Origin of the sequence: Pseudomonas syringae pv. tomato str. DC3000, assembly GCF_000007805.1 — a bacterium.
In the GTDB taxonomy this organism is placed as follows: Bacteria; Pseudomonadota; Gammaproteobacteria; order Pseudomonadales; family Pseudomonadaceae; genus Aquipseudomonas; species Aquipseudomonas avellanae.
The window spans coordinates 5978798-6005794 of sequence record NC_004578.1 but is presented as its reverse complement, the minus strand read 5'-3'; the positions used below and the strand labels follow the sequence as shown (position 1 = coordinate 6005794).

General features: G+C 60.7%; 22 protein-coding genes. 9 read left to right on the top strand and 13 right to left on the bottom strand.

The annotated features are described in order from the left end of the window. Positions 1-2259 carry a heavy metal translocating P-type ATPase gene (locus PSPTO_RS27275; RefSeq protein WP_011105404.1) on the top strand — a complete coding sequence of 753 codons (2259 nt, stop codon included), beginning with the start codon at positions 1-3 and terminating at the stop codon, positions 2257-2259. A 144-nt stretch (positions 2260-2403) separates the two neighbouring features. Here PSPTO_RS27275 and hutG read toward each other — a convergent pair whose 3' ends face one another. From hutG to hutU, 9 genes are all read right to left on the bottom strand, one after another. Further along, a complete protein-coding gene (gene hutG / locus PSPTO_RS27270) occupies positions 2404-3204 on the bottom strand; it encodes an N-formylglutamate deformylase (RefSeq protein WP_011105403.1) in 801 nt (266 codons plus the stop codon). A gap of 13 nt (positions 3205-3217) precedes the next feature. Next, the gene (gene hutI, locus PSPTO_RS27265; RefSeq protein ID WP_011105402.1) at positions 3218-4423 is read right to left on the bottom strand and encodes an imidazolonepropionase; all 1206 of its coding nucleotides are present in this window, start codon (positions 4421-4423) and stop codon (positions 3218-3220) included. Positions 4424-4438: 15 nt separating this feature from the next. Beyond that, positions 4439-5815, bottom strand: a complete 1377-nt coding sequence (locus tag PSPTO_RS27260) for an amino acid permease (protein WP_011105401.1) — start codon at positions 5813-5815, stop codon at positions 4439-4441. 102 nt (positions 5816-5917) lie between these two features. Continuing rightward, positions 5918-7465 carry a histidine ammonia-lyase gene (hutH, locus tag PSPTO_RS27255; RefSeq protein WP_011105400.1) on the bottom strand — a complete coding sequence of 516 codons (1548 nt, stop codon included), beginning with the start codon at positions 7463-7465 and terminating at the stop codon, positions 5918-5920. Between the two features lie 54 nt (positions 7466-7519). Next, positions 7520-9061 carry an HAL/PAL/TAL family ammonia-lyase gene (hutH, locus tag PSPTO_RS27250; protein ID WP_011105399.1) on the bottom strand — a complete coding sequence of 514 codons (1542 nt, stop codon included), beginning with the start codon at positions 9059-9061 and terminating at the stop codon, positions 7520-7522. Between the two features lie 12 nt (positions 9062-9073). Beyond that, a complete protein-coding gene (locus PSPTO_RS27245) occupies positions 9074-9904 on the bottom strand; it encodes a quaternary amine ABC transporter ATP-binding protein (protein WP_007247035.1) in 831 nt (276 codons plus the stop codon). Next, positions 9901-10752: an ABC transporter permease gene (locus tag PSPTO_RS27240; protein WP_003380009.1), complete on the bottom strand. Its 852-nt coding sequence runs from the start codon at positions 10750-10752 to the stop codon at positions 9901-9903. The genes PSPTO_RS27245 and PSPTO_RS27240 overlap by 4 nt, the downstream gene beginning before the upstream one ends. 73 nt (positions 10753-10825) lie before the next feature. Then, complete coding sequence (locus tag PSPTO_RS27235; protein WP_010218951.1) at positions 10826-11794, bottom strand: ABC transporter substrate-binding protein; 969 nt, start codon at positions 11792-11794, stop codon at positions 10826-10828. Positions 11795-11906: 112 nt separating this feature from the next. Continuing rightward, positions 11907-13604, bottom strand: coding sequence for a urocanate hydratase (hutU, locus tag PSPTO_RS27230; protein ID WP_057443298.1), 1698 nt, complete (start codon positions 13602-13604; stop codon positions 11907-11909). Positions 13605-14255: 651 nt separating this feature from the next. Here hutU and betT point away from each other — a divergent pair. Then, positions 14256-16211, top strand: coding sequence for a choline transporter BetT (gene betT / locus PSPTO_RS27225; RefSeq protein ID WP_010211761.1), 1956 nt, complete (start codon positions 14256-14258; stop codon positions 16209-16211). Positions 16212-16395: 184 nt separating this feature from the next. On the opposite strand, the gene PSPTO_RS27220 is transcribed toward betT, so the two are convergent. Beyond that, on the bottom strand, positions 16396-17331 hold the full coding sequence (locus PSPTO_RS27220) for a zinc ABC transporter substrate-binding protein (RefSeq protein WP_011105397.1): 936 nt from the start codon (positions 17329-17331) through the stop codon (positions 16396-16398). Between the two features lie 67 nt (positions 17332-17398). Here PSPTO_RS27220 and PSPTO_RS27215 point away from each other — a divergent pair, with 67 nt between their 5' ends. The 4 genes from PSPTO_RS27215 to PSPTO_RS27200 are packed head-to-tail and all read left to right on the top strand — an operon-like array spanning position 17399 to position 20211. Beyond that, a complete protein-coding gene (locus PSPTO_RS27215; protein WP_007247038.1) occupies positions 17399-17881 on the top strand; it encodes a Fur family transcriptional regulator in 483 nt (160 codons plus the stop codon). Then, positions 17881-18675: a zinc ABC transporter ATP-binding protein ZnuC gene (gene znuC, locus PSPTO_RS27210; RefSeq protein WP_005768460.1), complete on the top strand. Its 795-nt coding sequence runs from the start codon at positions 17881-17883 to the stop codon at positions 18673-18675. Before PSPTO_RS27215 ends, znuC begins: the two co-directional genes overlap by 1 nt. Continuing rightward, entirely contained in the window at positions 18668-19456 is a 789-nt protein-coding gene (znuB, locus tag PSPTO_RS27205; RefSeq protein ID WP_007247039.1) for a zinc ABC transporter permease subunit ZnuB, read from the top strand. Before znuC ends, znuB begins: the two co-directional genes overlap by 8 nt. 38 nt (positions 19457-19494) lie before the next feature. Continuing rightward, positions 19495-20211 (top strand): PA5502 family lipoprotein, encoded by a 717-nt coding sequence (locus PSPTO_RS27200; protein WP_007247040.1) that lies wholly within the window; start codon positions 19495-19497, stop codon positions 20209-20211. 200 nt (positions 20212-20411) lie between these two features. On the opposite strand, the gene katE is transcribed toward PSPTO_RS27200, so the two are convergent. After that, positions 20412-22562: a catalase HPII gene (gene katE / locus PSPTO_RS27190; protein ID WP_011105396.1), complete on the bottom strand. Its 2151-nt coding sequence runs from the start codon at positions 22560-22562 to the stop codon at positions 20412-20414. A 307-nt stretch (positions 22563-22869) separates the two neighbouring features. Between katE and PSPTO_RS27185 the strand changes: the two genes are divergently transcribed. From PSPTO_RS27185 to PSPTO_RS27175, 3 genes are read left to right on the top strand one after another with little or no spacing between them, the layout of a single operon-like run. Next, a complete protein-coding gene (locus PSPTO_RS27185; protein WP_010203924.1) occupies positions 22870-23877 on the top strand; it encodes a methionine ABC transporter ATP-binding protein in 1008 nt (335 codons plus the stop codon). Then, complete coding sequence (locus PSPTO_RS27180) at positions 23877-24551, top strand: methionine ABC transporter permease (protein WP_011105395.1); 675 nt, start codon at positions 23877-23879, stop codon at positions 24549-24551. Before PSPTO_RS27185 ends, PSPTO_RS27180 begins: the two co-directional genes overlap by 1 nt. Positions 24552-24603: 52 nt before the next feature. Further along, positions 24604-25377: a MetQ/NlpA family ABC transporter substrate-binding protein gene (locus tag PSPTO_RS27175; protein WP_005768450.1), complete on the top strand. Its 774-nt coding sequence runs from the start codon at positions 24604-24606 to the stop codon at positions 25375-25377. 139 nt (positions 25378-25516) lie between these two features. Here PSPTO_RS27175 and PSPTO_RS27170 read toward each other — a convergent pair whose 3' ends face one another. Next, on the bottom strand, positions 25517-26149 hold the full coding sequence (locus PSPTO_RS27170; RefSeq protein ID WP_011105394.1) for an SCO family protein: 633 nt from the start codon (positions 26147-26149) through the stop codon (positions 25517-25519). 63 nt (positions 26150-26212) lie between these two features. Further along, positions 26213-26701 (bottom strand): cytochrome c oxidase assembly protein, encoded by a 489-nt coding sequence (locus PSPTO_RS27165; protein WP_007247044.1) that lies wholly within the window; start codon positions 26699-26701, stop codon positions 26213-26215. Positions 26702-26997: the final 296 nt, after the last annotated feature.

The following is a 26997-nucleotide window of genomic DNA, read 5'->3' as shown; positions in this document are numbered from 1 at the left end:
ATGGGCACGACAATCAAGAATCCCTCCGCACATGACCACGATCATGACCATGATCACGGGGCGCACGAACACGAGCATAAATCCCCAGAGCCTGCGCATTCGTGCTGCTCCAGTGATGCGCAACCTGCCGTGGTGACGTTTGCCGACGCGCCGACATCCGGTAGCCGCTTGAGCAACTTCCGTATCGAAGCGATGGATTGCCCGACCGAGCAGACCCTGATCCAGAACAAGCTCGGCAAGCTGGCCGGTGTGCAGAAGCTCGAGTTCAACCTGATCAACCGCCTGCTGGGCGTCTGGCATGACCTGCCGTCCACCGATCCGATTCGCGAGGCCATCAGCTCGCTGGGCATGCAGGCCGAGCCGGTCGAGGAGGGTGTTGTGCCTGCTGCATCGGTTCCTGCGCCGGCGAAACACTGGTGGCCATTGGCATTGTCCGGCGTCACAGCGCTGGGTGCCGAAGTGGTCCATCTGGCTTCACTCGGCCCGACTTGGGTCGTTGCGCTGCTGGCGTTGGTGTCGATCTTCAGTTGTGGGTTGACCACCTATAAAAAGGGCTGGATCGCGCTTAAGAACTTCAACCTGAACATCAATGCCCTGATGAGCATTGCGGTGACCGGCGCGATTCTGATCGGTCAGTGGCCTGAAGCGGCGATGGTGATGTTTCTGTTTACCGTGGCCGAGTTGATCGAAGCCAAATCCCTGGACCGCGCCCGCAACGCGATCAGCGGCCTGATGCAACTGACGCCGGAACTGGCGACCGTGAAGCAGGCTGATGGCAGCTGGCAGGAAATTGAAGCCAAAAATGTCGAACTGGGCGCTATCGTCAGGATAAAGCCGGGTGAGCGGGTCGGGCTGGATGGTGAAGTGGTGTCCGGTAACTCGACCATTGATCAGGCCTCTATCACGGGTGAAAGCCTGCCGGTCGAGAAAACCATTGGCGATAAAGTTTTCGCGGGCACTATCAACCAGGCAGGGTCGCTGGAGTATCGCGTCACCGCTGCGGCGAACAATTCGACGCTGGCGCGCATCATTCATGCGGTGGAAGCGGCCCAGGGTTCACGCGCGCCGACTCAGCGTTTCGTCGACAGCTTCTCGCGCATCTATACGCCAGTAGTGTTCGTTGTCGCGTTGGGCGTGGCGCTGATTGCGCCGCTGTTTTTTGGCGGGCAATGGTTTGACTGGATCTACCGGGCGCTGGTGTTGCTGGTCGTCGCGTGCCCGTGTGCGCTGGTGATTTCTACGCCGGTGACCATTGTCAGCGGCCTGGCAGCAGCGGCGCGCAAAGGCATTCTGATCAAGGGCGGCGTTTATCTGGAGATGGGCGAGAAGCTTGATTACCTGGCCCTCGACAAGACCGGCACCCTGACCCACGGCAAGCCGGTGCAGACCGATTACGTGCCGCTGGACCCCACAGTCGCCGAAAGCGCGCCGGCGATTGCCGCGAGCCTTGCCGGGCGCTCCGATCACCCTGTTTCTCAGGCGATTGCCAAAGCCGCTGATAACAGCCTGACGTTGTACGAGGTCACAGCGTTTGAGGCCTTGGGCGGGCGTGGCGTGAAGGGCGAAGTGAACGGCCAGATGTACCATTTGGGCAACCACCGCTTGGTCGAAGAGCTGGGCCTGTGCTCGCCAGCGCTGGAAGCCAGGCTTGATGCGCTGGAAATGCAGGGCAAGACTGTAGTGCTGTTGCTGGATGCGTCCGGTCCGATCGCGCTGTTTGCGGTAGCCGACACCGTGAAGGAAACCAGCCGTGAAGCCATTGCTCAGTTGCATGAACTGGGCATCAAGACCGTCATGCTGACGGGTGATAACCCGCACACCGCCAAGGCAATTGCCGATCAGGTCGGGATCGATGAAGCGCAGGGCAACCTGCTGCCTGCCGACAAACTGAGTGCCATCGAAGCGCTTTACGCGCGCAACCATCGCGTGGGCATGGTGGGTGACGGCATCAACGATGCCCCGGCACTGGCTCGGGCCGAGATTGGCTTTGCGATGGCGGCTGCGGGGACTGACACGGCGATCGAAACGGCAGATGTCGCCCTGATGGACGATGATCTGCGCAAAATCCCGACGTTCATTCGACTGTCCCGTCAGACCTCGGCGGTGCTCAAGCAAAACATTATCCTGGCCATCGCGACCAAAGTGCTGTTCATCGGCATCACCTTCGCGGGCCTGGCGACCATGTGGATGGCCGTATTTGCCGACATGGGCGTGAGCCTGCTGGTGGTGTTCAACGGCTTGCGATTGCTCAAGAAGTGATCAGTCGGGAACATTGAGGGGCGGACGCGGAGCGTCCAGAACGGCATTCCCACGCGGAGCATGGGAACGATAAAAAGCAGACTTTGCTATCGCTCCCACGCTTTGCGTGGTAGCGCCTTTCTGGACGCTCTGCGTCCGCCTTCATCAGCCAAACCGCTCCTGCCCCCAGGCAATAAAGGTCTCCAGCAACGGTTTGAGCACGGCGCGGGTTGGTTCGGCCAGGTCCGTGCGGTAGTGGAAGGGCACGAACTCATCCATGTAGGTGCTTTGCGCCAGTTCCAGTTGCACCGCGTGGATGTTGTTGGCCGGGTCGCCGTAGTGGCGGGTGATGTGGCCGCCCTTGAAGCGTCCGTTCAGCACATGGCTGTAATCCTTGGCCGCTGCGCAGACCTGCTCCATTCGGCTGGCGAGTTCCGGGTCGCAACTGACCCCGTTGAAAGTGCCCAGGTTGAAATCCGGCAAGCGCCCCTCGAACAGGTGCGGAATGTGCCCGCGAATCGAGTGGGCGTCGAACAGCAGCGCATAGCCAAACTCATCGCGCATCCGCTGCAGCTCCTGCTCCAGCGTCTGGTGATAGGGCGTCCAGATCTGCTGCAGATACCGAGCACGTTCTTCGGCACTCGGCGTCTGGCCTTCCTTGAACAACGGCACGCCGTCAAACAGGATCGACGGGAACAAGCCTGTGGTCGCGCCCACGTACATCGGCTTGTCGTCTGATGGCCGATTGAGATCGATGACAAAACGCGAATACTCGGCGGCCAGGGTGCTCGCGCCCAGTTCGGCAGCAAAGTCATACAGGCGCGGGATGTGCCAGTCGGTGTCCGGCAGGCTAAGCGCCTCGTCCACCAGCGCCGCCTCGACCACCGGTGTCAGCTTCAGGCCTGCATGCGGCATGCTGATCAGCAGCGGGACGCGGCCACGTTTGAATGTCAGAACGTTATCCACAGAGCAGACTCCTTCAGATCGATGATTCGACGCCGTGGCGCACGATGCGTTTGTCCAGATCGCCGCCTAGCCAGTAGCCCAGGTCAGCCGGTCGTTCGATGTTCCAGGCGACAAAATCCGCCACCTTGCCCACTTCCAGCGAACCGTGAGTCGCGCTCATGCCCAGTGCCTTGGCGGCATTGAACGTAACGCCCGCCAGCGCTTCTTCAGGCGTCATGCGAAACAGCGTGCAGGCCATGTTGAGCATCAGGCGCAACGACAGGCCAGGCGAGGTGCCGGGGTTCAGGTCGGTGGAGATGGCAATCGGCACGCCATGCTTGCGCAGCGCGTCCATCGGCGGCAATTGAGTTTCCCGCAGGAAATAAAACGCCCCCGGCAGCAGCACGGCGACGGTTCCGGCAGCGGCCATGGCAATGGCGTCGTCTTCGGTCATGAACTCCAGATGGTCCGCCGACAGCGCGTTGTAGCGCGCTGCCAGGCTCGACCCGCCCAGCGAAGAAAGCTGCTCGGCATGCAGTTTCACCGGCAACGCCAATTGCCCTGCCGTGATGAATACCCGCTCGACCTGCTCAGGCGAGAACGCCAGGTATTCACAGAACGCATCTACCGCGTCCACCAGCCCTTCGGCCGCCAGTGCCGGAAGCATCTCGTTGCAGATGTGGTTGATGAAGTCATCGGCACGGTCAGCGTATTCCGGTGGCAACGCATGGGCGGCCAGACAGGTGGCGCGCACGGTGACCGGCTGGGTATTGCCCAGACGGCGGATCACGCGGAGGATCTTGCGCTCGTTTTCCAGGTCCAGCCCGTAGCCCGATTTCATCTCGACGGTGGTGACGCCGTCTTTCAGCAAGTGCCGCAGACGACGCTCGGCGCTGGCGTACAGTTCATCTTCACTGGCGGCACGGGTCGCGCGCACCGTGCTGGCGATACCACCGCCTGCTGCGGCAATCTCGGCATAACTCACACCCTGCAAACGCTGCTCGAACTCGCCGCTGCGGTTGCCGCCAAACACCGTGTGCGTGTGGCAGTCGATCAGGCCGGGGGTCACCCACGCGCCGCCCAGATCGATGCAGTTGTCATGTTCCGGCTCGGCCAGTTCAGCCTGAGGCCCGATCCACTCGATGAGCGCCCCGGAGGTCACGATGGCGGCATCCTCGATGATCGAGTATTTGCCGTGTGCCATGCTTGCGATGTGACAGTGTTTCCAGAGCGTTTTCATTCCGGGCCTCTTTGATCAATGGGTTTTGTTGAGCGCCTTTGGCTTGACCCACAACCCGTAGGCGATGAGCAGCAGCGCAATCCAGATTGCGCCGACGATCAAGGCTGCACGGTTGTCCGGGAAATAGCCCAGAACGCCGAAGATGAACAGCATGAAGGCAATGGCGGCGGCAGGCCCGTAAGGCCAGAACGGCACCGCAAACTTGAGCTGTGTGACCTCTTCGCGGCTCATCGAGCGGCGCATGGCGACCTGAGTCAGCAGGATCATCAGCCAGACCCAGACCGTGGCGAAGGTTGCCAGCGACGCGATCAGCAGGAACACGTCTTTGGGGATCAGGTAGTTGAGCAGCACGCCGCCGAGCAGCGTCACGCCCATCACCAGCACGGTCATCCACGGCACGCCCTGACGCGACAGGCGCGCAAAACTCGCCGGCGCCTGACCGTCGCGGGCCAGGCCGTACATCATGCGGCCTGCGCCGAAGATGTCGCTGTTGATAGCTGACACCGCCGCCGAGATCACCACGATGTTGAGAATGGTCGCCGCCGAGGCAATGCCCAGGTTGTCGAAAATCTGTACGAACGGGCTGCCTTGGGTGCCGATTTGCGGCCACGGATAAATACACATCAGCACAAACAGGGTCAGCACGTAGAACAGCAGAATACGCAGCGGCACCGCGTTGATTGCCTGCGGCAGGCTGCGTTGCGGGTCCTTTGCCTCACCGGCCGTGATGCCGATGATCTCGATGCCGCCGAAAGCAAACATCACCACTGCAAACGAAGCGATCAGGCCGGTGACGCCGTTGGGCATGAAGCCGCCATGCGCCCACAGGTTGCTGATGCCGATTTCAGTGCCGCTGGTCGAGCTGCCGATGCCGAAGATCATGATGCCGAAGCCTGCAACGATCATCGCCACGATGGCGCTGACCTTGAGGATCGACAGCCAGAATTCGGTTTCGCCGAAAACTTTGACGTTGCACAGGTTGAGCGCGCCGATCAGGAACACGATGCCCAGCACCCAGATCCAGCGCGGCACTTCCGGAAACCAGAAGCCCATGTAAATGCCGAAGGCTGTCACATCGGCCAGACAGACGATGATCATCTCGAACGCGTAGGTCCAGCCCAGCACGAAACCGGCCAGCGGCCCCATGTAGCGTGTGGCGTAATGGCTGAACGAACCGGACACCGGGTCGTGAACAGCCATTTCGCCCAGTGCGCGCATTACCATGTACACCGCCGCGCCGCCGATCAGGTACGCCAGCAATACAGCGGGACCGGCCTGTTGAATCGCCGAGGCCGAGCCGTAGAACAACCCTGTGCCGATGGCAGAGCCCAGGGCCATGAAGCGGATGTGGCGGGCGGATAACCCGCGTTTCAAACCATCTTGTGACGTCATTTCAGGTCCATTTCATTACAGGTATGGCAAAAGCCGCGAGGACGCCTGCATCCGGCTTCCCGCAGCAATGACCAAAGCGAGCCCTGCCAGGCTCGCGGTGCATCACAGACTCGGTAGCAGACGTGCAGGAACCAGCGGGTTCAGGCAAGTGGAGGACAACAGCTGACTGGCAGCTTCGATGTCCGGTGCAAAAAAGCGGTCCTTTTCATAGAACGGGACCTTGCTGCGCAACAGGCTGCGGGCTTGCTCCAGCTTCGCGGAGGTTTTCAGGCCTTCACGCAAGTCCAGCCCCTGGCAGGCAGCCAACCATTCTACGGCAAGAATCCCGCGAACGTTTTCTGCCATTTCCCATAACCGCTTGCCAGCAGCCGGTGCCATCGACACATGGTCTTCCTGATTGGCGGAGGTCGGCAGGCTGTCGACACTGTGCGGATGGGCCAATGCCTTGTTTTCACTGGCCAGCGCGGCGGCCGTGACCTGCGCGATCATGAAGCCGGAATTGACGCCTCCGTTGGCCACCAGGAAGGGCGGCAGTTGCGACATGTGCTTGTCCATCATCAGCGAAATACGGCGCTCGCTGAGCGAGCCGATCTCGGCGATGGCCAGCGCCAGATTGTCCGCCGCCATCGCGACCGGCTCTGCGTGAAAATTGCCACCGGATATGACGTCGTTCTCGGCGGCGAACACCAGCGGGTTATCGGACACCGCATTCGATTCGACTTCCAGCACCTCGGCGGCCTGACGCAACTGGGTCAGGCACGCGCCCATCACCTGTGGCTGGCAGCGCAGCGAGTAGGGGTCCTGAACCTTGTCGCAGTTGCGGTGCGACTCCGACACGCCACTGCTTTCGCCCAGCAATTCGCGGTAGCAGGCCGCCGCATCGATCTGCCCGCGCTGACCGCGCGCGGCATGAATACGTGCGTCGAACGGCGAGCGTGAGCCGAGCACCGCTTCGACGGTCAACGAACCGCAGGTCAGCGCAGCGGCAAACAGGTCTTCGCCCTCGAACAAGCCGCGCAGTGCATACGCGGTGGAAACCTGGGTGCCGTTGAGCAGTGCCAGCCCTTCCTTGGCGGCGAGGGTCAGCGGTTTCAGGCCAGCAACGGCAAGTGCATCGACAGCGTTGAGCCATTCGCCCTTGTGACGTGCCTTGCCTTCGCCCAGCAGCACCAGCGACATATGCGCCAGCGGAGCCAGGTCACCCGAAGCGCCGACCGAACCCTTGAGCGGAATATGCGGATAGACCTCGGCATTGATCAGCGCGATCAACGCATCGATCACCACCCGACGAATACCCGAGAAGCCGCGGCTCAGGCTGTTGACCTTGAGCACCATGATCAAGCGCACCAGATCATCGCTGATCGGTTGGCCGACACCGGCCGCATGCGACAGCACCAGCGAACGCTGCAGGTTTTCCAGGTCCTCGCTGGCGATTCGCGTCGAGGCCAGCAAGCCGAAACCGGTGTTGATGCCGTACGCGGTGCGGTTCTCGGCCAGAATGCGCTCGACGCAGGCTACGCTGTCGTCGATCTGCTGGTTGGCGCTGCTGTCCAGCGTCAGGCTGACCGGCTGTTGGTGAATGGCGCGCAATTGCGCGAGGGTCAACTGGCCAGGGATCAGGTTCAGCGTCTTGGCAGATAAGGTGGTCACGATGCAGCTACTCCTTGATTGATGTCAGCAACGGCGTGTGGCCGTCAGCTGCTTTTATAGGTTTGCCGCGTGATCGCGACAGTGCTGGAAAACCCTTTCCAGCGATGTTTCGTCTTTGAGCAGGGCAGCGCTGCTGGCGATGTCGGGTGCCAGCCAGCGGTCTTCTTCGTAGGCCGGAACCCGCTCGCGCAGCAACCGCCAGGCCAGGTCCGTACCGACGCCAAAACGCTGCGCCTTGAGAAACTCAAACGCTTGGGCTGCCAGCAAATATTCGATGGCCAGAATCTGCGTGGCATTGCCCAGCACCTTGTGCAGCTTGAGCGCGGCGCTGGTGCCCAGGCTCAGATGATCTTCCTGCAGGCCTGAGGTGACGTAGTTGTCGACCACTGCGGGCTGCGCCAACTGGCGGTTTTCGGCGCAGAGCGAAGCGGCGACGTACTGGACGATCATCATTCCCGAGTTGACGCCCGGCTGGCTGACCAGAAACGCCGGCAGGCCGCTGACCATCGGGTTGATCAGGCGATCCAGCCGACGCTCGGCGATCGAGCCCAGTTCGGCCATCGCCATGCACAGCAAATCCGCCGCCATCGCCACCGACTGGCCATGCGGGTTGGCCTGGGACACCACGCGCCAGGCATCGGGCGTGCCGAGCAGCATCGGGTTATCGGTGACCGAGTTCAGTTCGGTCTCGATCTGGCGAGTGGCATGGGCCAACTGGTCGCGGGTTGCGCCGTGCACCTGGGGAATCGAGCGAATGCTCAGCGCGTCCTGCGTGCGAATGCCCTGGCTGCTGGCCAGTACTTCGCTGCCTGCCAACACGCTGCGCAGGTTCTTGCCCACCTGCTGCATGCCCGGATGCGGCTTGAGCGCGAGAATGCTTTCATCGAACGCGTCCAGCTGGCCGCGCAGGGCTTCAAAAGTCATGGCGCCGATCACATCGGCCCATTGGCTCAGACGCTCGGCATCGGCGATAGCCAGGCAGCTCAGGCCAGTCATGCACGGCGTGCCGTTGACCAGGCACAAGCCGTCCTTGGCACCGAGAATGACCGGAGCCAGACCTTCCTCGTTCAAGGCCTGCTCAGCCGCGACGATCTGCCCGCGATAGCTGACCTGGCCGATGCCCAGCAACGCGACACCGACGTGCGCCATGTGCGTCAGGTAACCCACCGACCCCTGCGACGGCACTTGCGGAGTAATGCCCCGGTTGAGCAAGGCCAGCAGCGCCTCGACCACCTGCCGGTGAATGCCCGATTTGCCCTGGCTGTAATTGAGGATTGCGGCGCAGATGATTGCGCGGGTTTGTTCGTCGGCCAACGGTGCACCGACACCGCAGGCGTGGCTGAGCAGGGTATTGCGCGACAGACGGCTGAGCTGGTCGCCTTGCAGTGAAACGTTGCACAGCGCCCCGAGCCCAGTGTTCACGCCATACGCGCGTTCGCCGCTGGCGACGATTTGCCGGACGATGGCCTGGGCGTTATCGATCCGCGCCCAGGCGGCGTCTGACAGGCGCACTTGCGCGCCATGTCGGGCCACTGCGACCACGTCCTGCCAGCCCGACGGGGCTTCACCGAAGACGACCTGTTCTGCTCGCGACATCTGCAACAGTCCTTAAAGGGTGGCCACGCGGCGCTGAACGAAACGGTCCACGTAATCGTCGGCGGGCGAGTGAAGAATTTCTTTCGGCGTACCGACCTGAATCAATCGCCCGTCCTTGAGGATTGCGATGCGATTGCCGATGCGTACCGCTTCGTCCAGGTCGTGGGTGATGAACACGATGGTCTTGTGCAGGCTGGCTTGCAGTTCCAGCAACTGGTCCTGCATCTCGGCGCGGATCAACGGGTCGAGGGCGCTGAAGGCTTCGTCCATCAGGATGATGTCGGTGTCCGCCGCCAATGCCCGTGCCAGGCCGACGCGCTGGCGCATGCCACCGGAAAGCTGGTGCGGGTATTTGTTTTCGTAGCCCTTCAGGCCCACCGTCGTGACCCAGTGCTGCGCGCGTTCCTGGCACAGCGCCTTGCTCTCGCCGCGCACTTTCAGGCCGTACGCGACGTTGGCCAGCACAGTCTTGTGCGGCAGCAGGCCGAAGCTCTGAAACACCATGCTGATCTTGTGCCGACGAAATTGGCGCAAGGCCTCCATGTCGTAGCGCAGGATGTCTTCGCCATCGACCAGAATCTCGCCGCTGGTCGGGTCTATCAGCCGGTTGAAGTGGCGCACCAGCGTCGATTTGCCGGAGCCGGACAGGCCCATGATGACGAAAATCTCGCCACTGCCGATCGACAGCGACAGGTCGTTGACCCCCACCACGCAGCCGGTCTGCGCCAGTACCTGATCCTTGCTCTGGTTCTGTTTGATCAGCGCCAGCGCTTCCTTCGAGCGGTTGCCAAAAATCTTGAACACGTTTTTGACGACGATTTTGTTCGGTTCCACGCTGCTCATTTGTGCGCCTCATGCCGTGGGCGGCCATAGGCCTGCGTGATTCGGTCGATGACGACCGCCAGAATGACGATGGCAAGGCCGGCTTCCAGCCCGCGTCCGACGTTGAGGGTCTGAATGCCTACCAGCACATCCTCGCCCAGCCCGCGTGCGCCGATCATCGAGGCGATGACCACCATCGACAGCGCCATCATGGTGGTCTGGTTGATGCCAGCCATGATGCTCGGCATGGCCAGCGGCAGTTGCACGCCGAACAGTTGCTGCCAGCGATTGGCGCCGAAGGCGTTGATCGCTTCCATCACTTCGCCATCGACCTGACGAATGCCCAGATCAGTCAGGCGAATCAGCGGCGGCGCGGCATAGATCACGGTGGCGAAGATGGCCGGGACCTTGCCCAAACCGAACAGCATCAGCACCGGAATCAGATAAACGAAGCTGGGCATGGTCTGCATGATGTCCAGCAGCGGCATCAGCACCGAGCGCAGGCGATTACTGCGCGCCGAGAGAATGCCCAGTGGAATGCCGATCAGCACCGCAATGATCGTGGCGACCAGCATCAGCGCCAGTGTCTGCATCAGCTTGTCCCACAACCCGACCGCGCCGACCAGAAACAGCAGGCCGACGATCACCAGCGTCGTGATGATTTTGCGCGTCGCGTGCCAGGCGATACCGCCGACGATGATCAGCATCAGCCACCACGGGGCCATGCGCAGCAGGCCTTCGAGGTTGACGATAGCCCACAGCAGGGTCTCGGAGATGTGCCGGAACACGTCGCCATACTGAGTCACCAGCGAGTCGACCCCGTCGTTGACCCAGTTGGCGATCGAGAAAGTGAAGCTTTCAGGAAACATAAGCGGCTCTCAAATGAGGTGTGTCGGGTCAACGGTCAGGGCAGACGGCTCGTCAGGCTGGCTGCCCCGTCGTTTACAGCGAGGCGTCCACCTTTTTCGCGGCGTCTTCACTGACCCATTTGTGCCAGACTTCCGGGTGCTCTTTAAGGAAAATCTTCGCCAGCTTCGGCGATTCGATGCGTTCCTTGGCCATGCGCCCCAGGTTCTGGTTGAGCAAATCGATCGGCAGGTTGACCTTTTCCAGTATCGCGATCAGCTCGGGTGCCTGTTCGTGGAACACTTTGGACACCCCGACTTTGATATCGATGGTCTTGTTGACCCCGGCTTTCTCTTCCAGACGCACCAGATCCACCTGGCCCATAAGCGGCGTCGGCGACCAGTAATAGGTCAGGATCGGCTCGCCACGTTTGTAGCTGGAGAGAATAGCCGCATCCAGCGCAGGACCGGTGCCAGGGCGGAAGTTGGTGTATTTGTTTTCCAGGCCGTAGCTCTTGAGCATTTCGCTGTTTTCCAGCTCGCAGGTCCAGCCCGCCGGGCAATTATAGAAACGGCCTTTGCCGGGCTCTTCCTGATCCTTGAACACCGCGGAATATTGAGCCAGATCGCTGATGGATTTCAGGTTGGGTGCCTTGGCTTCCAGCTTGCGCTTGGCGTCGCCCTCAATCACGTAACGCGGCACGTACCAGCCTTCGACAGCGCCGACGATAGGCGCGCCGACACCCACCACTTTCCCGGCAGCGGCGGCCTTGTTCCAGACTTCACTGCGGCCGACCCATTCTTCGGCGAAAATCTGAATGTCGTTGGTGCTCAGGGCGTTCTCCATGGCGATGGAGTTGCCGGGCAGGGCGTCCACGGCGCAGCCGTAACCCTTGTCCAGAATGACCTGCAGCACGTCGGTCAGCAGCATCGCGCTTTCCCAGTTCAGGCCAGCGAACTTCACCGGCTTGCCTGATTCGCACCAGCCGGCAGCCTGACTTGCGCCTGCACTGGCGAGCAAGCCTGCGGATACCAAGGTGGTCAACAGGGCCTTTTTCATATTCATTGTCGATGCTCCCAAGCTTGAAATGGATGACGGCAGCTTCAATCAGGCATCCGGCCCGTGGGCATGCTCATGCCCGTTCCCCGAGTCTGTCGGTTTGATAACCGCAGACCCCTTAACGTCCGATCATCGGCAGGTTCAAGCCCTGCTCTTTGGCACAGTCGATGGCAATGTCGTAACCGGCATCGGCATGGCGCATCACGCCGGTGGCCGGGTCGTTGTGCAGTACGCGGGCGATGCGTTCGGCGGCCTCGTCCGTACCGTCACAGACGATGACCATTCCTGAATGCTGCGAAAAGCCCATGCCGACGCCGCCGCCGTGGTGCAGTGACACCCATGTCGCGCCGCTGGCGGTGTTGAGCAGGGCGTTGAGCAGTGGCCAGTCGGAGACGGCGTCGGAGCCGTCACGCATGGATTCGGTTTCGCGGTTGGGGCTGGCGACCGAGCCGGAATCCAGGTGGTCGCGGCCGATCACCACCGGTGCCGACAGCTCGCCGCTGCGGACCATTTCGTTGAACGCCAGGCCCAGCTTGGCGCGCTGACCCAGGCCGACCCAGCAGATACGTGCTGGCAAGCCCTGAAAACTGATGCGCTCGCGGGCCATGTCCAGCCAGTTATGCAGGTGATCGTCGTCCGGGATCAGCTCTTTGACCTTGGCGTCAGTCTTGTAGATGTCCTGTGGGTCACCCGACAGCGCGGCCCAGCGGAACGGCCCGATGCCACGGCAGAACAACGGGCGGATGTAGGCCGGAACGAAACCGGGGAAGTCGAAGGCATTGGAGACGCCGACTTCCTTGGCCATCTGGCGAATGTTGTTGCCGTAGTCGAAGGTCGGAATACCCGCTTGCTGGAACGCCAGCATCGCTTCGACGTGTTCGGCCATCGACTGCTTGGCAGCCTTGACCACTTCGGCCGGCTCGCTCACCGAGCGGGCGCGGTATTCGTCCCAGGTCCAGCCTTTGGGCAGATAGCCATTGAGCGGATCGTGGGCGCTGGTCTGGTCGGTGACCATGTCCGGGCGCACGCCGCGACGGACCATTTCCGGCAGAATGTCTGCTGCGTTGCCACACAGAGCGATGGAAATGGCTTTGCCCTCGGCGGTGTATTTGGCGATGCGTGCCAGTGCGTCGTCCAGATCAGCCGCCTGCTCGTCTACATAGCGGGTCTTGATGCGGAAGTCGATACGGCTTTGCTGGCATTCGATGTTCAGCGAGCAGGCCCCGGCCAGTGTCGCGGCCAGCGGTTGTGCGCCACCCATGCCGCCCAGGCCTGCGGTCAGCACCCAGCGACCTTTGAGGTTGCCGTCATAGTGCTGGCGACCGGCTTCGACGAAGGTTTCGTAGGTGCCCTGAACGATGCCCTGGCTGCCGATGTAGATCCAGCTGCCAGCGGTCATTTGGCCATACATCGCCAGGCCCTTGGCATCCAGTTCGTTGAAATGCTCCCAACTGGCCCAGTGCGGCACCAGGTTGGAGTTGGCGATCAGCACGCGCGGGGCGTTGCTGTGGGTCTTGAACACGCCGACCGGCTTGCCGGACTGCACCAGCAGGGTTTCATCATCGTTGAGCCGGGTGAGGCTCTCGACGATCTTGTCGTAGCATTCCCAGTTGCGCGCTGCGCGACCGATGCCACCGTAAACCACCAGTTCATTGGGGTTCTCGGCGACTTCCGGGTCGAGGTTGTTCATCAACATGCGCAGCGGCGCTTCGGTCATCCAGGTCTTGGCCGTCAATTGAGTGCCGCGAGCAGCCCGCACGACGCCTTCGCGGTGGCGGGTCCAGTTCTGCTTCAGGTCTTGATTATTCTCGGTCACAAAAAAATCCTCAGCGATCAATCCCAACCAGCCCGATGGCGGGCGAGCAGCGCCTGGCGAAGCAGGCTGGTTCAGTCCGACAGAAGACAGCGTGTCTAGCCTGTCTCTACTTGTACATACAAGCATATGCAATCAAAAGACCAACTTTGCCGAACAGCGATTTATTGGTCACTCGAAGGCTCGGCGGCCCTGTATTTTCGGGGGTGTTGTGGACTTTTCGTGACGGGCGTACGGCGTGTGAGGCGAGGTGAGCATTGTTACCTGAGGCGTGGCTTGCGCGCTTTTGGGGCAGCAGGTAACAGAATGGTGCGGGAAATGTGCACAGGGTCGCAAGGCAACATCGGGGGTTCATCGACATCTGCAAAAATCGTCGCCTGAAGGGCCGGAGTTGTCTTGCCTGGGGATGGGAACGATCCCGCTCAAGCAAGCGTCATACCCAGGCCTGAGCGAGCATTCACTGGCCGGCGATTAGTCTTTGCGGGCACTTTCATGTTTAAATTGAACGCTCGTTCAAGTTAAACCGGTGGTTCGCTGCCCGCTCACAACAGGAGGCTTACCTTTGCCGTATCCGCTTTTTGCAGTTGGTTTTATCAGTCCGGAGGTCTGTAAACGATGAGTTCTCCGAGTACTTCTTCAAGTGGCACCGTCCGCATGAACGCTCCAGTGTTCTACTTCGCTGCGAGTTTCATCCTGATTTTCGGCATCATTGTCATCGCCTTCCCGCAAGCCAGCGGCGCCTGGCTGCTGGCCGCGCAGAACTGGGCTGCCAACACGGTCGGCTGGTATTACATGATGGTCATGACCCTGTACCTGGTCTTCGTGGTGGTCACCGCCTTGTCGGGCTTCGGCAAGATCAAGCTCGGTGCCGACCACGACGAACCCGAGTTCAGTTACCTGTCATGGGCCGGCATGCTGTTCGCCGCCGGGATCAGCATCACGCTGTTCTTCTTCTGCGTTTCAGAGCCGCTGACGCATTTGCTGCAACCGCCGCAGGGTGAAGGGGGCACGGCTGAGGCTGCGCGCCAAGGCATGCAACTGCTGTTTCTGCACTGGGGCCTGCATGGCTGGGGCGTGTTTGCTTTTGTCGGTATGGCGCTGGCCTACTTCGCCTATCGCCACAACCTGCCGCTGGCCCTGCGTTCGGCGCTGTACCCGCTGATCGGCAAGCGCATCAACGGCCCTATCGGCTACGCCGTCGATGGCTTCGGCATCATCGCGACCATCTTCGGGCTTGGTGCAGACATGGGTTTCGGCGTGCTGCACCTTAACTCCGGTCTCGATTACCTGTTTGGCGTACCGCACACTCAATGGATTCAGGTCGGCCTGATCACCCTGATGATGGGCGCGGCGATTCTGGTTGCCATCGCCGGTGTCGACAAGGGCGTGCGCGTGATGTCCGACATCAACATGCTGCTGGCCTGTGCGCTGCTGCTGTTCGTGTTGTTTGCAGGTCCCACTCAGCATTTGCTCAACACGCTGGTGCAGAATATCGGTGACTACCTGGGCGCGCTACCGAGCAAGAGTTTCGACGTCTACGCCTATAACAAGCCGAGTGACTGGCTGGGCGGCTGGACCGTGTTCTATTGGGCCTGGTGGATTGCCTGGGCACCGTTCGTGGGCCTGTTCATCGCGCGTATTTCCCGTGGCCGCACCATCCGTGAATTCGTTTTCGGTGTGCTGCTGATTCCGCTGGGCTTCACCCTGGCGTGGATGTCGATCTTCGGCAACAGCGCCATCGATCAGGTGCTCAACCACGGCATGGCTGCGCTGGGCCAGTCGGCTATCGATGACCCGTCGATGACGCTGTACCTGCTGCTGGAAACCTACCCGTGGAGCAAGACGGTCATCGCGGTCACGGTGTTCATCAGCTTCGTGTTCTTCGTTACGTCGGCCGATTCGGGCACTGTGGTGCTGTCGACGCTCTCGGCCAAAGGCGGCAACCCCGACGAAGACGGCCCGAAATGGCTGCGCGTGTTCTGGGGTGTGGCGACGGCGCTGATCACCAGCGGCCTGTTGTTCTCGGGCAGTATCGATGCGTTGAAATCGGCGGTGGTGCTGACCTCGCTGCCGTTTTCGCTGATCCTGCTGCTGATGATGTGGGGCCTGCACAAGGCGTTCGTCATGGAATCCCAGCGCCAGATTGCGCAGCTGTATTCGCTGGCGCCAGTTTCCGGCTCACGACGTGGCGGCTGGCGTCAGCGCCTGAGCCAGGCCGTGCATTACCCGTCGCGAGACGAGGTGTATCGCTTCCTCGACCAGACCGTGCGTCCGGCCATTGATGAAGTAACGGCGGTGTTTGTCGAAAAGGGCTTGAACGTGGTCAACGTTCCCGACCCGTCCAACGACTCGGTGACCCTGGAAATCGGCCACGGGGAAGAGCGCCCGTTCATCTACCAGGTGCAGATGAAAGGCTTCTTCACCCCGTCGTTTGCGCGTGGCGGCATGGGTTCCAAACAGTTGAACAACCGCCGCTACTACCGCGCCGAGGTTCACCTCAGCGAAGGCAGTCAGGACTACGACCTGGTGGGCTACACCAAGGAGCAAGTCATCAACGACGTGCTCGACCAGTACGAACGGCATATGCAGTTTCTGCATCTGGTGCGTTGACAGGGGCTGGGCGCAGAGCGCACTTATTGTTCCTCACGCGTGTGGGAATGCAGTAGGTGACGCTCTGCCTCAAAAGAGGACGCGAAGCGTCCAGAACGGCATGCGACGCGGAGCGTCGCACGATAGGGGGCGTGATTGAGATTATCGTTCCCTACGCAGAGCGTCGCACGATAGTTGTGGGCACTCAAAGACTGCTCAGGCAGCCCGTCAGGTCATTAGCCAGCTTTTCCAGTACCTGCTCGTAACCTTGCGCGGTGGCCGGGGTGTAGCCGCCCAGTGCGTCGAGTTCTGCGAGTTTCACCGGCAGGCCTGCGCTCAGCGTTTCTGCCAGGCGGGGGCGCAGGGGTGGTTCGCTGAAGACGCAGGTCTTGCCTGCCGCCTTCAAGCGCTCCCGCATTGCGGCCACGTGCTGCGCGCCCGGCTGGATCTCGGCGGCGATGGCGAATACACCTGCGTGCTTGAGCCCGTACGCTTCTTCGAAGTAATCGAACGCCTCGTGAAACACGAAGTACGGTTTGCCGGCAACCACACTGACGCGGCCCTTGATGCGCGCGTCCAGTGCGTCCAGACGTTTGCTGAAGGCATCGGCGTTGCTGGCGTAGCGGGCTGCATTGGCAGGGTCCGCAGCGCTCAGGTCAGCGGCCATTTTTGCGGCGATGACCCGTGCGTTGACGGTCGACAGCCACAGGTGCGAGTCCAGGCTGCCGGGGCGGTGATCGTGGTCATGCTCGTCGGCATCGTGGTCATGCTCGTGATCATCATGCGAGGCGTTGTCTCCGCCAAAGTGACGCAAATGCATGCCCGGCAGCGATTGCACAGCCACCGAAGGCAGTGTGCGGCTTTTGATGACGCGCGGCAGAAAGGTTTCCATGTCCGGGCCGATCCAGTAAAGCAACTCGACTTCCCCCACGCGCCGTACGTCGGATGGGCGCAGCGCGTAGTTGTGGGGGGACGCACCTGGCGGCAAAAGCACCTCGGGCTTGCCCACGCTGTCCTGCACAGCCGCTGCAATCAGCTGCAATGGCTTGATACTGGTCAGCACCCGAACCTCGGCCTGGGCAGGGGCGATGATCAGCAGGCTGACCCAGAAAACAGCAACAAGATTGAAAAGACGGCGCACTCGAATCACTCATATAAGCCAGGAACAGGTAACATAATAACGTCTCTAGCCAATATCGTCGCTGCTCATGCCCAATACTCCCCTGGCCAGTCGCCCCCATGATCATTCGCACTGCGTGCATTCGGCCCTCGCCGAAGCTGAAACGCTGTGCACACAACAGGGTCTGCGCCTGACCACATTGCGCCGCCGCGTGCTGGAACTGGTCTGGCAAAGCCACAAGCCGCTGGGTGCCTACGACATCCTTGCAGTGCTCAGTGAAGAAGACGGTCGTCGTGCTGCGCCGCCCACCGTTTACCGGGCTCTGGATTTTCTCCTGGAAAACGGCCTGGTGCACCGCATCGCGTCGCTCAACGCATTTACCGGCTGCAACCACCCGACCCACGCGCATCAGGGCCAGTTCCTGATCTGCCGCCTGTGTCACGCCGCCATCGAATTGCAGCACCCAGCGATCAGTAATGCCGTCGTCGATGCGGCTGCCGGCGTTGGTTTTGCGGTCGAAGGCCAGACGGTCGAAATCGTCGGCGTGTGCGCTGGTTGCAAGGCAGCCTGATGGCCGAAGCACTGATACGCCTGGAACAGGTCGCCGTCACGTTATCGGGGCAGAGCGTGCTGGACAACATCCAGCTGAGCGTGCGCCCCGGCGAGATCGTCACGCTGATCGGCCCCAATGGCGCTGGCAAGACTACGTTGGTGCGTGCCGTGCTGGGCTTGCTCAAGCCAGACTCGGGAACGGTCTGGCGCAAGCCGAAGCTGCGTGTCGGGTACATGCCGCAAAAGCTGCATGTGGATCAGACCCTGCCGCTGTCGGTGCTGCGTTTCCTGCGCCTGGTACCGGGTGTGGACCGCGTAGCCGCGCAGTCGGCGCTTGAAGAAGTCGGCGCTGAAAAGGTCATCGACAGCCCGCTACAGGGTATTTCCGGCGGCGAGATGCAGCGCGTACTGCTTGCCCGCGCCTTGTTGCGCAAGCCTGAGCTGCTGGTGCTCGACGAGCCCGTGCAGGGCGTCGATGTCGCCGGGCAGGCCGAGTTGTACAGCCTCATCACCCGTTTGCGCGACCGCCACCAGTGCGGCGTGCTGATGGTTTCCCACGATCTGCATCTGGTCATGAGCACCACCGATCAGGTGGTGTGCCTGAATCGCCACGTCTGCTGCTCCGGTCATCCCGAGCAGGTCAGCCATGACCCGGCGTTCGTCGAACTGTTCGGCAAGAATGCGCAGAGCCTGGCGATCTATCACCACCATCACGACCACGCGCATGACCTGCATGGCGCGGTAGTGAACGACGCGCCTACGGCTTCGCCCCCTCACACTCATGTTCATGGAGACAGCTGCAAGCATGGCTGATTTTCTACTGTATGCCTTGCTCGCAGGCGTTGCCCTGGCGCTGGTTGCCGGCCCGTTGGGGTCTTTTGTGGTCTGGCGGCGCATGGCGTATTTCGGCGACACGCTGTCCCACGCCGCATTGCTCGGCGTGGCGCTGGGCTTTTTGCTGGATATCAGCCCGACCATCGCGGTGACGTGCGGTTGCCTGCTGCTGGCGGTGTTGCTGGTCACCTTGCAGCAGCGTCAGCCGCTGGCGTCAGATACGTTGCTGGGGATCCTTGCGCCAAGCACCCTGTCGCTCGGGCTGGTGGTGCTCAGCTTCATGCACGAAGTGCGTATCGACCTGATGGCCTATCTGTTCGGCGACCTGCTGGCGATCAGCCCCACCGACCTGGCCTGGATTCTGGGCGGCAGCGCATTGGTGCTGGTGTTGATCGTGGCGCTTTGGCGGCCGCTGCTGGCAATGACTGTGCATGAAGAGCTGGCACGTGTCGAAGGCCTGCCCGTTGCCGCATTACGCATGGCATTGATGCTGCTGATCGCCGTGGTAATCGCCGTAGCGATGAAAATCGTCGGGGTTTTGCTGATTACCTCGCTGCTGATCATCCCTGCCGCTGCGGCACAACGTCACGCCCGCTCGCCGGAGCAGATGGCGCTGGGCGCAAGCGTGCTGGGCGTGATAGCCGTGTGCGTCGGGCTATCGTTATCATGGTTCAAAGACACCCCGGCCGGACCGTCTATAGTGGTATCTGCGGCTGCGCTGTTCTTGCTCAGCTTTGTTCTACCCAGGCGAGCGGTGTAGACTTGCTCGTTTTTTGCGCAAACTAGAGAATCGCAGGAATGAAGCCGTTCGCCCCACGCTATCTGCTGCTTGTCGCATTTTCCATCCTGTTGGGTGCCTGTCAGAGCGCGCCTACCGTAGAAACGCCTGCCTCGCAGGTTCAGCCCGATGCCTTTGCGCAGCTTGAACAGAACATCGCCAGCAACGAGCTGGCGACGGCCGAGGATCAACTCGCAACGTTACAGGCCGCCAATGCTGGCGACATCCGCCTGGAGCCCTTTCAGCGACGTCTGGCAGAGGCCTACCTGAGCCGTAGCCAGATAAGCCTGCAGAAGGGCGACATGAATGCGGCGGCCAGCGCATTGTCGCGTGCGCGCGCACTGATGCCCAAAGCGCCAGCGCTGACCAGCGGGGTCAACGGTGCCATCGCTCATGCACGCAAGGCGGAGCTTGAAAAAGCCGAAGCGGACCTCAAAGCTGCTGAAGACAAAAGGGTGGCCAAACTGGTTGATCCGTCGGCAGAAAGCACGACCATCGAGCTGAAAATCGGCGATATGCGCGCATTGCGTCACCAACTGGACGATATTGCAGCGGATACCGTGGCGTTCAATTGTGACGTGCTGTTGGTGGTGCCGCGCACCGAAGATTATCCGTGGCTGGCCACATTGCTGACCAAACGGGTGGTCAAGGCCAATCCGGATTTTGAATTGCAACTGCGTCGGGAAATCGAGCGCAATGAAAAAGCGCACATCGTTTTGACGCCAGCCAGGTCCTGAACTGCTTTTTCAAAAGCGGACTTTTGGACAGCTATCGTTCCTCACGCTCCGCGTGGGAATGCCGTGCGTGACGCTCCGCGTCACAAATCTGCGCCGCGCCGCATACTCAAGATCGGACGCAGAACGTCCAGAAATGCGTCCCCACGCTGGAGCGTGGGGACGATAATCCAGCCAGAACGAGACTGGCTCTGGCGTTTAGATCAAGCCGGAACAGCTTTGGCCTTCACTTCTCGGTCCCAGACGCGGTGTTGCGCAATCGCGTTGAAGAACGTCTCGAACGATTTGCTATCGGACACAACCAGCAAGCCTGCATCTTCTTCCAGGCGTAGCAACGTCAGCAGTTCTTTGGCTTCCCCGGCAACGGAGATGGCCTTGAGGTGCTTGTAGGCTTCCAGGATAAAGTGCAGCGCCACGCCATCGGTGCTCAACGCCTTCACCGAGTCCTTGCCGCCCGGCACAAACACCGCGTCGAACGCTACCGAAGGCAAGCCTTCAGCAGAAGCATCTACCGGCAGGCTGGCGCCATCAGCAGTTTTGACGGGTGCAGACGTCGGGCCGAGAACCTTGGCATGTGCGCCCTTTGCAGTCAGTTCCTTCTTCATGGCCTCGACCGCTTTGCCGTCCACGCCATTGGCGACAAGGATGGCGACTTTGCGCGAAACAATGTCACCCGACAGCAGATTGACCTGGCTCAGCGCCGGCGACTCTTTTACCGAGGTGTTACGAACAGGCACGGTTCCAGCAGTCGGCGCAGGCAAGCCAAGGTTGGCAGCCACACGGCTGGCCAGCTCAAGATCAATGTTGGCCAGAATCTCGTTGACCTGACGGGCACGAATGTACTCGCGCTCGACCTTGCCCAACTCGAAGCTGTACGCCGCGATGATGTGCTCTTTCTCGTGGTGGCTCATGCTCTGGAAGAACAGGGTAGCCTGCGAGAAGTGGTCGCCGAACGATTCGCTGCGCTCACGCACCTTGTGCGCTTCGACGCGCTCAGGGTAAGTCTCGAAGCCGCCGTCCACTGCAGCAGCAGGGGTTTCTTTCGGCCAGCCGCCATCAATCGAGTTCGGCTCGTAGGAAGCGCGGCCCTTGTCGATGGTGGTGCGGTGCTGAGCATCGCGCTGACCGTTGTTGTTCGGCGCAATCGGACGGTTGATCGGGATCTCGTGGAAGTTTGGGCCACCAAGACGGCTGATCTGCGTGTCGGTGTAAGAGAACAGGCGACCTTGCAGCAGCGGATCATTGGAGAAGTCGATGCCTGGCACGATGTGGCCCGGGCAGAAGGCAACCTGCTCGGTCTCGGCAAAGTAGTTGTCCGGGTTACGGTTCAGCACCATTTTGCCCAGCGGAGTGACCGGCACCAGTTCTTCCGGGATGATCTTGGTCGGATCGAGCAGGTCGAAGTCGAACTTGTGCTCGTCTTCCTCGGCAACGATCTGCACGCCCAGTTCCCATTCCGGGTAGTCGCCCATCTCGATGGACTCCCACAGGTCGCGGCGGTGGAAATCAGTGTCCTTGCCGGCCAGCTTCTGCGCCTCGTCCCAGACCAGCGAGCACACGCCGAACTTGGGCTTCCAGTGGAATTTGACGAAGCTGGATTTACCTTCGGTGTTGATCAGGCGGAAGGTGTGGATACCAAAGCCCTGCATGGTGCGCAGGCTTTTCGGGATCGCGCGGTCGGACATGGTCCACAGCACCATGTGTGCAGATTCCGGCACCAGCGAGACGAAGTCCCAGAAGGTGTCGTGCGCCGAGCCGCCAGTCGGGATTTCGTTGTGCGGTTCAGGTTTTACCGCGTGCACGAAGTCGGGAAACTTGATCGCGTCCTGAATAAAGAAGATCGGCATGTTGTTGCCCACCAGGTCGAAGTTGCCTTCGCCGGTGTAGAACTTGACCGCAAAACCACGCACATCGCGCACGGTATCGCCCGAGCCACGTGGCCCCTGAACAGTCGAGAAACGCACGAAAACCGGCGTTTTCTCGGCCGGATCACGCAAAAAACCCGCCTTGCTGAGTGCGCCGTGGTTTTCATACGTCTGGAAATAGCCATGGGCTGCGGTGCCGCGGGCGTGAACAATACGTTCCGGGATACGCTCATGGTCAAAGTGCGTGATTTTTTCACGCATGATGAAGTCTTCAAGCAGCGAAGGGCCACGGCTGCCGACTTTAAGGGTGTTCTGGTTATCAGAGATTTTTACGCCGTGGTTGGTGCGCAGCGCCTGGCCGGTGGCGTCCGAGCGAAATTGCTCGAGGCTCTCCAGCTTGGCGTTGGTGTTGCCGCGGTCCGGTGTATCAGTGCCGGCCATCTGGCTTTTTGACGTATCGGTCGCAGGTGGTGCTTTCTTGCTAGCCATCAGAAACTCCTTATCTCGACCCAATCGTTGAGTTGGGTTCGCTGAATACGACTTCCCTGCCGTAAGCGGGAAATCACGGTATCCAGAAAGTGACCGGCCGTATAAACAGCCGTTCAGTCGGATTTGCAGTCGTTGGCATCAGCGGTCGCGTTATGCCCGTTGCACAGGACAGCCTACAAATAAATGCTAAGCACAGTCGGCCGGACAGGCTAAAATGCGCGCCCGGCTCAATCTGGCCGAGGTAACGAAGCAAGTGGCGTCCTGCCACTGCGCTGATTTTTTAACGCGCCCCCACAAGGTTCGCTCCGTGATCGAGTTTCATAACGTCCACAAAACCTATCGGGTGGCAGGCAAGGAAATACCGGCCCTGCACCCCACCAACCTGCGCGTCGACGACGGCCAGGTGTTTGGCATCATCGGCCATTCCGGTGCTGGCAAAAGCACGCTGCTGCGCCTGATCAACCGCCTCGAGACCCCAAGCGGCGGGCAGATCGTGGTCGATGGCGAAGACGTCACCGCGCTCGACGCCAATGGCCTGCGGCGCTTCCGGCAGCAGGTGGGGATGATTTTCCAGCACTTCAATCTGCTGGCCTCCAGGACTGTCGCCGACAACGTGGCAATGCCGCTGACCCTGGCCGGCGATATGCCCCGCAAGCAGATCGACCAGCGTGTGGCCGAGTTGCTGGAGCGGGTCGGGCTGTCCGATCACGCTAAAAAGTACCCGGCGCAATTGTCGGGCGGCCAGAAGCAGCGCGTCGGTATTGCCCGCGCGCTGGCGACCAAGCCGAAGATTCTGCTCTGTGACGAAGCCACCAGCGCGCTGGACCCGCAGACCACTGCGTCGGTCCTGCAACTGCTGGCCGAGATCAACCGCGAGCTGAAGCTGACCATCGTGCTCATCACCCATGAAATGGACGTGATTCGTCGCGTCTGCGACCAGGTCGCGGTCATGGACGCAGGCGTGATCGTCGAGCAGGGCAAGGTCGCGGATGTGTTTCTGCATCCGCAGCACTCGACGACCAAGCGCTTTGTGCAGGAAGACGATCAGGTTGATGAAAACGAGCAGCGTGACGACTTCGCCCATGTGCAAGGCCGCATCGTGCGCCTGACCTTTCAGGGCGACGCGACCTACGCGCCCTTGCTCGGCACTGTGGCGCGGGAAACCGGCGTCGATTACAGCATCCTGGCCGGGCGCATCGACCGCATCAAGGACACGCCTTACGGGCAACTGACGCTGGCGATCACCGGCGGCGACATGGACGCTGCCTTTGCGCGCTTCACCGCTGCCGATGTTCATATGGAGGTGCTGCGCTGATGGACGCTTTCCTGAACCTGTTTGCCAACGTCGACTGGTACGAGATCTGGGTCGCCACGGGCGATACCCTGATCATGCTCAGTGTTTCGCTGGGTTTCACTATTCTGCTCGGGCTGCCCCTGGGCGTGCTGATGTTCCTGACATCGCCGCGTCAGTTGCTGGAGCATAAACAGCTGTACGCCACGGTCGGTTTGATCGTGAACATGCTGCGCGCGCTGCCGTTCATCATTCTGCTGATCGTGATGATGCCGCTGACCGAAATCATCACTGGCACATCATTGGGCATTCTCGGCACGCTGCCGCCGCTGATTGCCGGCGCCACGCCGTTTTTTGCGCGCCTGGTGGAAACCGCATTGCGTGAAGTGGATCGCGGCATCATCGAAGCCACACAGGCAATGGGCGCCACCACCCGGCAAATAATCGTCAAGGCACTGCTGCCCGAAGCTCGCCCCGGCATTGTGGCGGCGATTACCGTCACTGCCATCGCGCTGGTGTCCTTCACCGCCATGGCGGGTGCGGTAGGTGCTGGCGGGCTGGGCGATCTGGCCATTCGTTACGGTTATCAACGCTTCCAGAACGATGTGATGTTCGTGACGGTCGTATTGTTGCTGGTACTGGTGCAGATTCTGCAGACCATCGGCGACAGACTGGTCGCACACTTCACCCACCGTTGACCGAATCAGTTGGCATCGGCCCGCCTTTTGCGGGCCTCAAAGGAGTTGTTGCATGAAGAAGTTATTGGCCATATTTGCCGCTGTTACCGCCTTGTCCGCGCAGGCCAACGAAACACTGACCGTCGCGGCCTCTGCCGTGCCGCACGCCGAGATCCTCGAGTTCGTAAAACCAACCCTCGCCAAAGAGGGTGTGGACCTGGAGATCAAGGTATTCAACGATTACATCCAGCCCAACGCACAGGTGTCGCAGAAGCGTCTGGACGCGAACTTCTTCCAGCATCAGCCGTATCTGGATGAGTACAACAAGGGCAAAGGTACTGATCTGGTCGCAGTGGCCAAGGTTCACGTGGAACCCTTCGGCGCGTACTCGGACAAGTTCAAGAAGCTGGACGAGCTGCCTGCCGGTGCCAACGTCGCGCTGCCCAACGACGCCACCAACGAAGGCCGTGCCTTGCTGTTGCTGGCCAAGGCGGGTCTGATCACGCTGAAAGACCCAAGCAACATCCTGTCCAAGCCGTCGGATGTCGTGAACAACCCGAAAGACCTGAAATTTCGCGAGCTGGAAGCTGCCACGCTGCCACGCGTGCTGACCCAGGTCGATCTGGCGCTGATCAACACCAACTACGCGCTGAGCGCCAAGCTCGATCCGACCAAGGATGCGTTGATCATCGAAGGTGCCGATTCGCCTTACGCGAACATCCTCGTTACCCGCCCGGACAACAAGGACTCGGACGCCATCAAGAAACTGGTCGCAGCCTTGCAAAGCCCAGAAGTGAAAACCTTCCTGGCCGAGAAATACAAAGGCGCTGTGGTTCCGGCGTTTTGATCTGACTGCGCTGCGTCATACACGCAAAGCCGGCCGCCTCGGAGTGCCAGACACAACCGAGGTGGCCCGTTTTGGGGCCGCTTCGCAGCCCACCGCTGTGCGGAACCAGAGCCCGATGCCGCCCGTTGCAATGCCCCATTTAATCCCTTTCCAGCAACCTTGGTAATTGCTTCACCAGTTTCTGGTTATTCAGCGGGGCGCGGATGAAGCCTCGTTGGGTGCCGTCCGGGCCGATCAGGGCCAGGTTGCCGCTGTGGTCGACAAAGTAATTCGGCTTGCTGGTATCGGCGGGTATGAACGGGATGCTCACGCTGTTGGCCAGTTTCTGGATGTCGGCCACCGGCGCGGTCAGGCCGATGTACTGGGGGTCGAAATAGCTCAGGTATTCCTTGAGTTGCTGCGGGGTATCGCGGTTGGGGTCAACGCTGACCAGCACCACGCGCATTCGCTCGACCGCTGCTGTGGGTAATTCACTGCGAATCTGCTTTATCTGCGCCAGCGTCGTCGGGCAGATGTCTGGGCAAAACGTGTAGCCGAAGAACATCAGCGTCCACTGGTCTTTCAGGCCATCAAGGGCCACTGCCGCACCGTTCTGGTCGATCATGCTCAGCGCTGGCAACTGACGGCTTTTCGGCAGCAGGACAATACCTGCCTCATTAAGCGCAGTCTGATTGCTCGGCCCGCTACCAGGCAGCAGGCGGCTGAGGACCAGGCCAAGAACGAGGGCCACAATGGCGGCGACGATAAAAACGGTTTTCTGGGTGCGGGTCATGGCATCAACGCAGGTAATGATCGGTATTCAGCCGGGGATGATCGCCTATATCGCGCACCGAGCCTAGGGCGCGGTGACGTCAAACAGCGTATACGCCAGGGTCAGATGCTTCACATCGTCAGGTAAATCCTGATCCACGATGAAGCGCACCGGCATTTCGATGCGCTCGCCCGGCTGTAACGTCTGCTGAGTGAAGCAAAAGCATTCGGTCTTGTGAAACCAGGGCGCCGCCTTTCCCGGGGTAATACCCGGCACAGCCTGGGCCTTCATCGGTCTTTCTGTAGGGTTTTGGGCCACGAAAATCATTTCGTTGACCGCGCCCGGATGGACATACATGCGGCCTGCGCGGGGATAGAACGCCCAGACCATGCCGGCAGAATTGGACGACGTAAACTGCACCTCGATCTGCCGCGCGGTATCGACCTGCTGTTCGTCCGTAACGTCACGCAGCGAGTGATAAATCGGTGTCAGCGCAAATCCACACGCAAACATGATCGCCACCAGCATGAGCAGGCGGAAAACGAGCCGTTCAGAGGCGATGGGCTGAGTCATGAATGGCTCACTTTTGCGTCGGGCAATGTGTCGGGAAGAGGGTGATCACCTTCAGAGTAGTCGGCTTATCACAAAAACAAGGTGCTCGGCGCGTCGATCTTCACGCACCCCAGTGTGTGCGGGCAATGATTGTTTTTTGACCAAATGATCAAAAAACCGGCAAAACCCCCTTTGATATAGCCAATACATATAAATGTGAATCGGTTATGACAAAAATGTCTTAGGCATTTAGTTAACCGAGCTAACGTATGATCTTCCCTAACTGCAGTACAGGGCGTAACGCCCTCAGGAGTTCC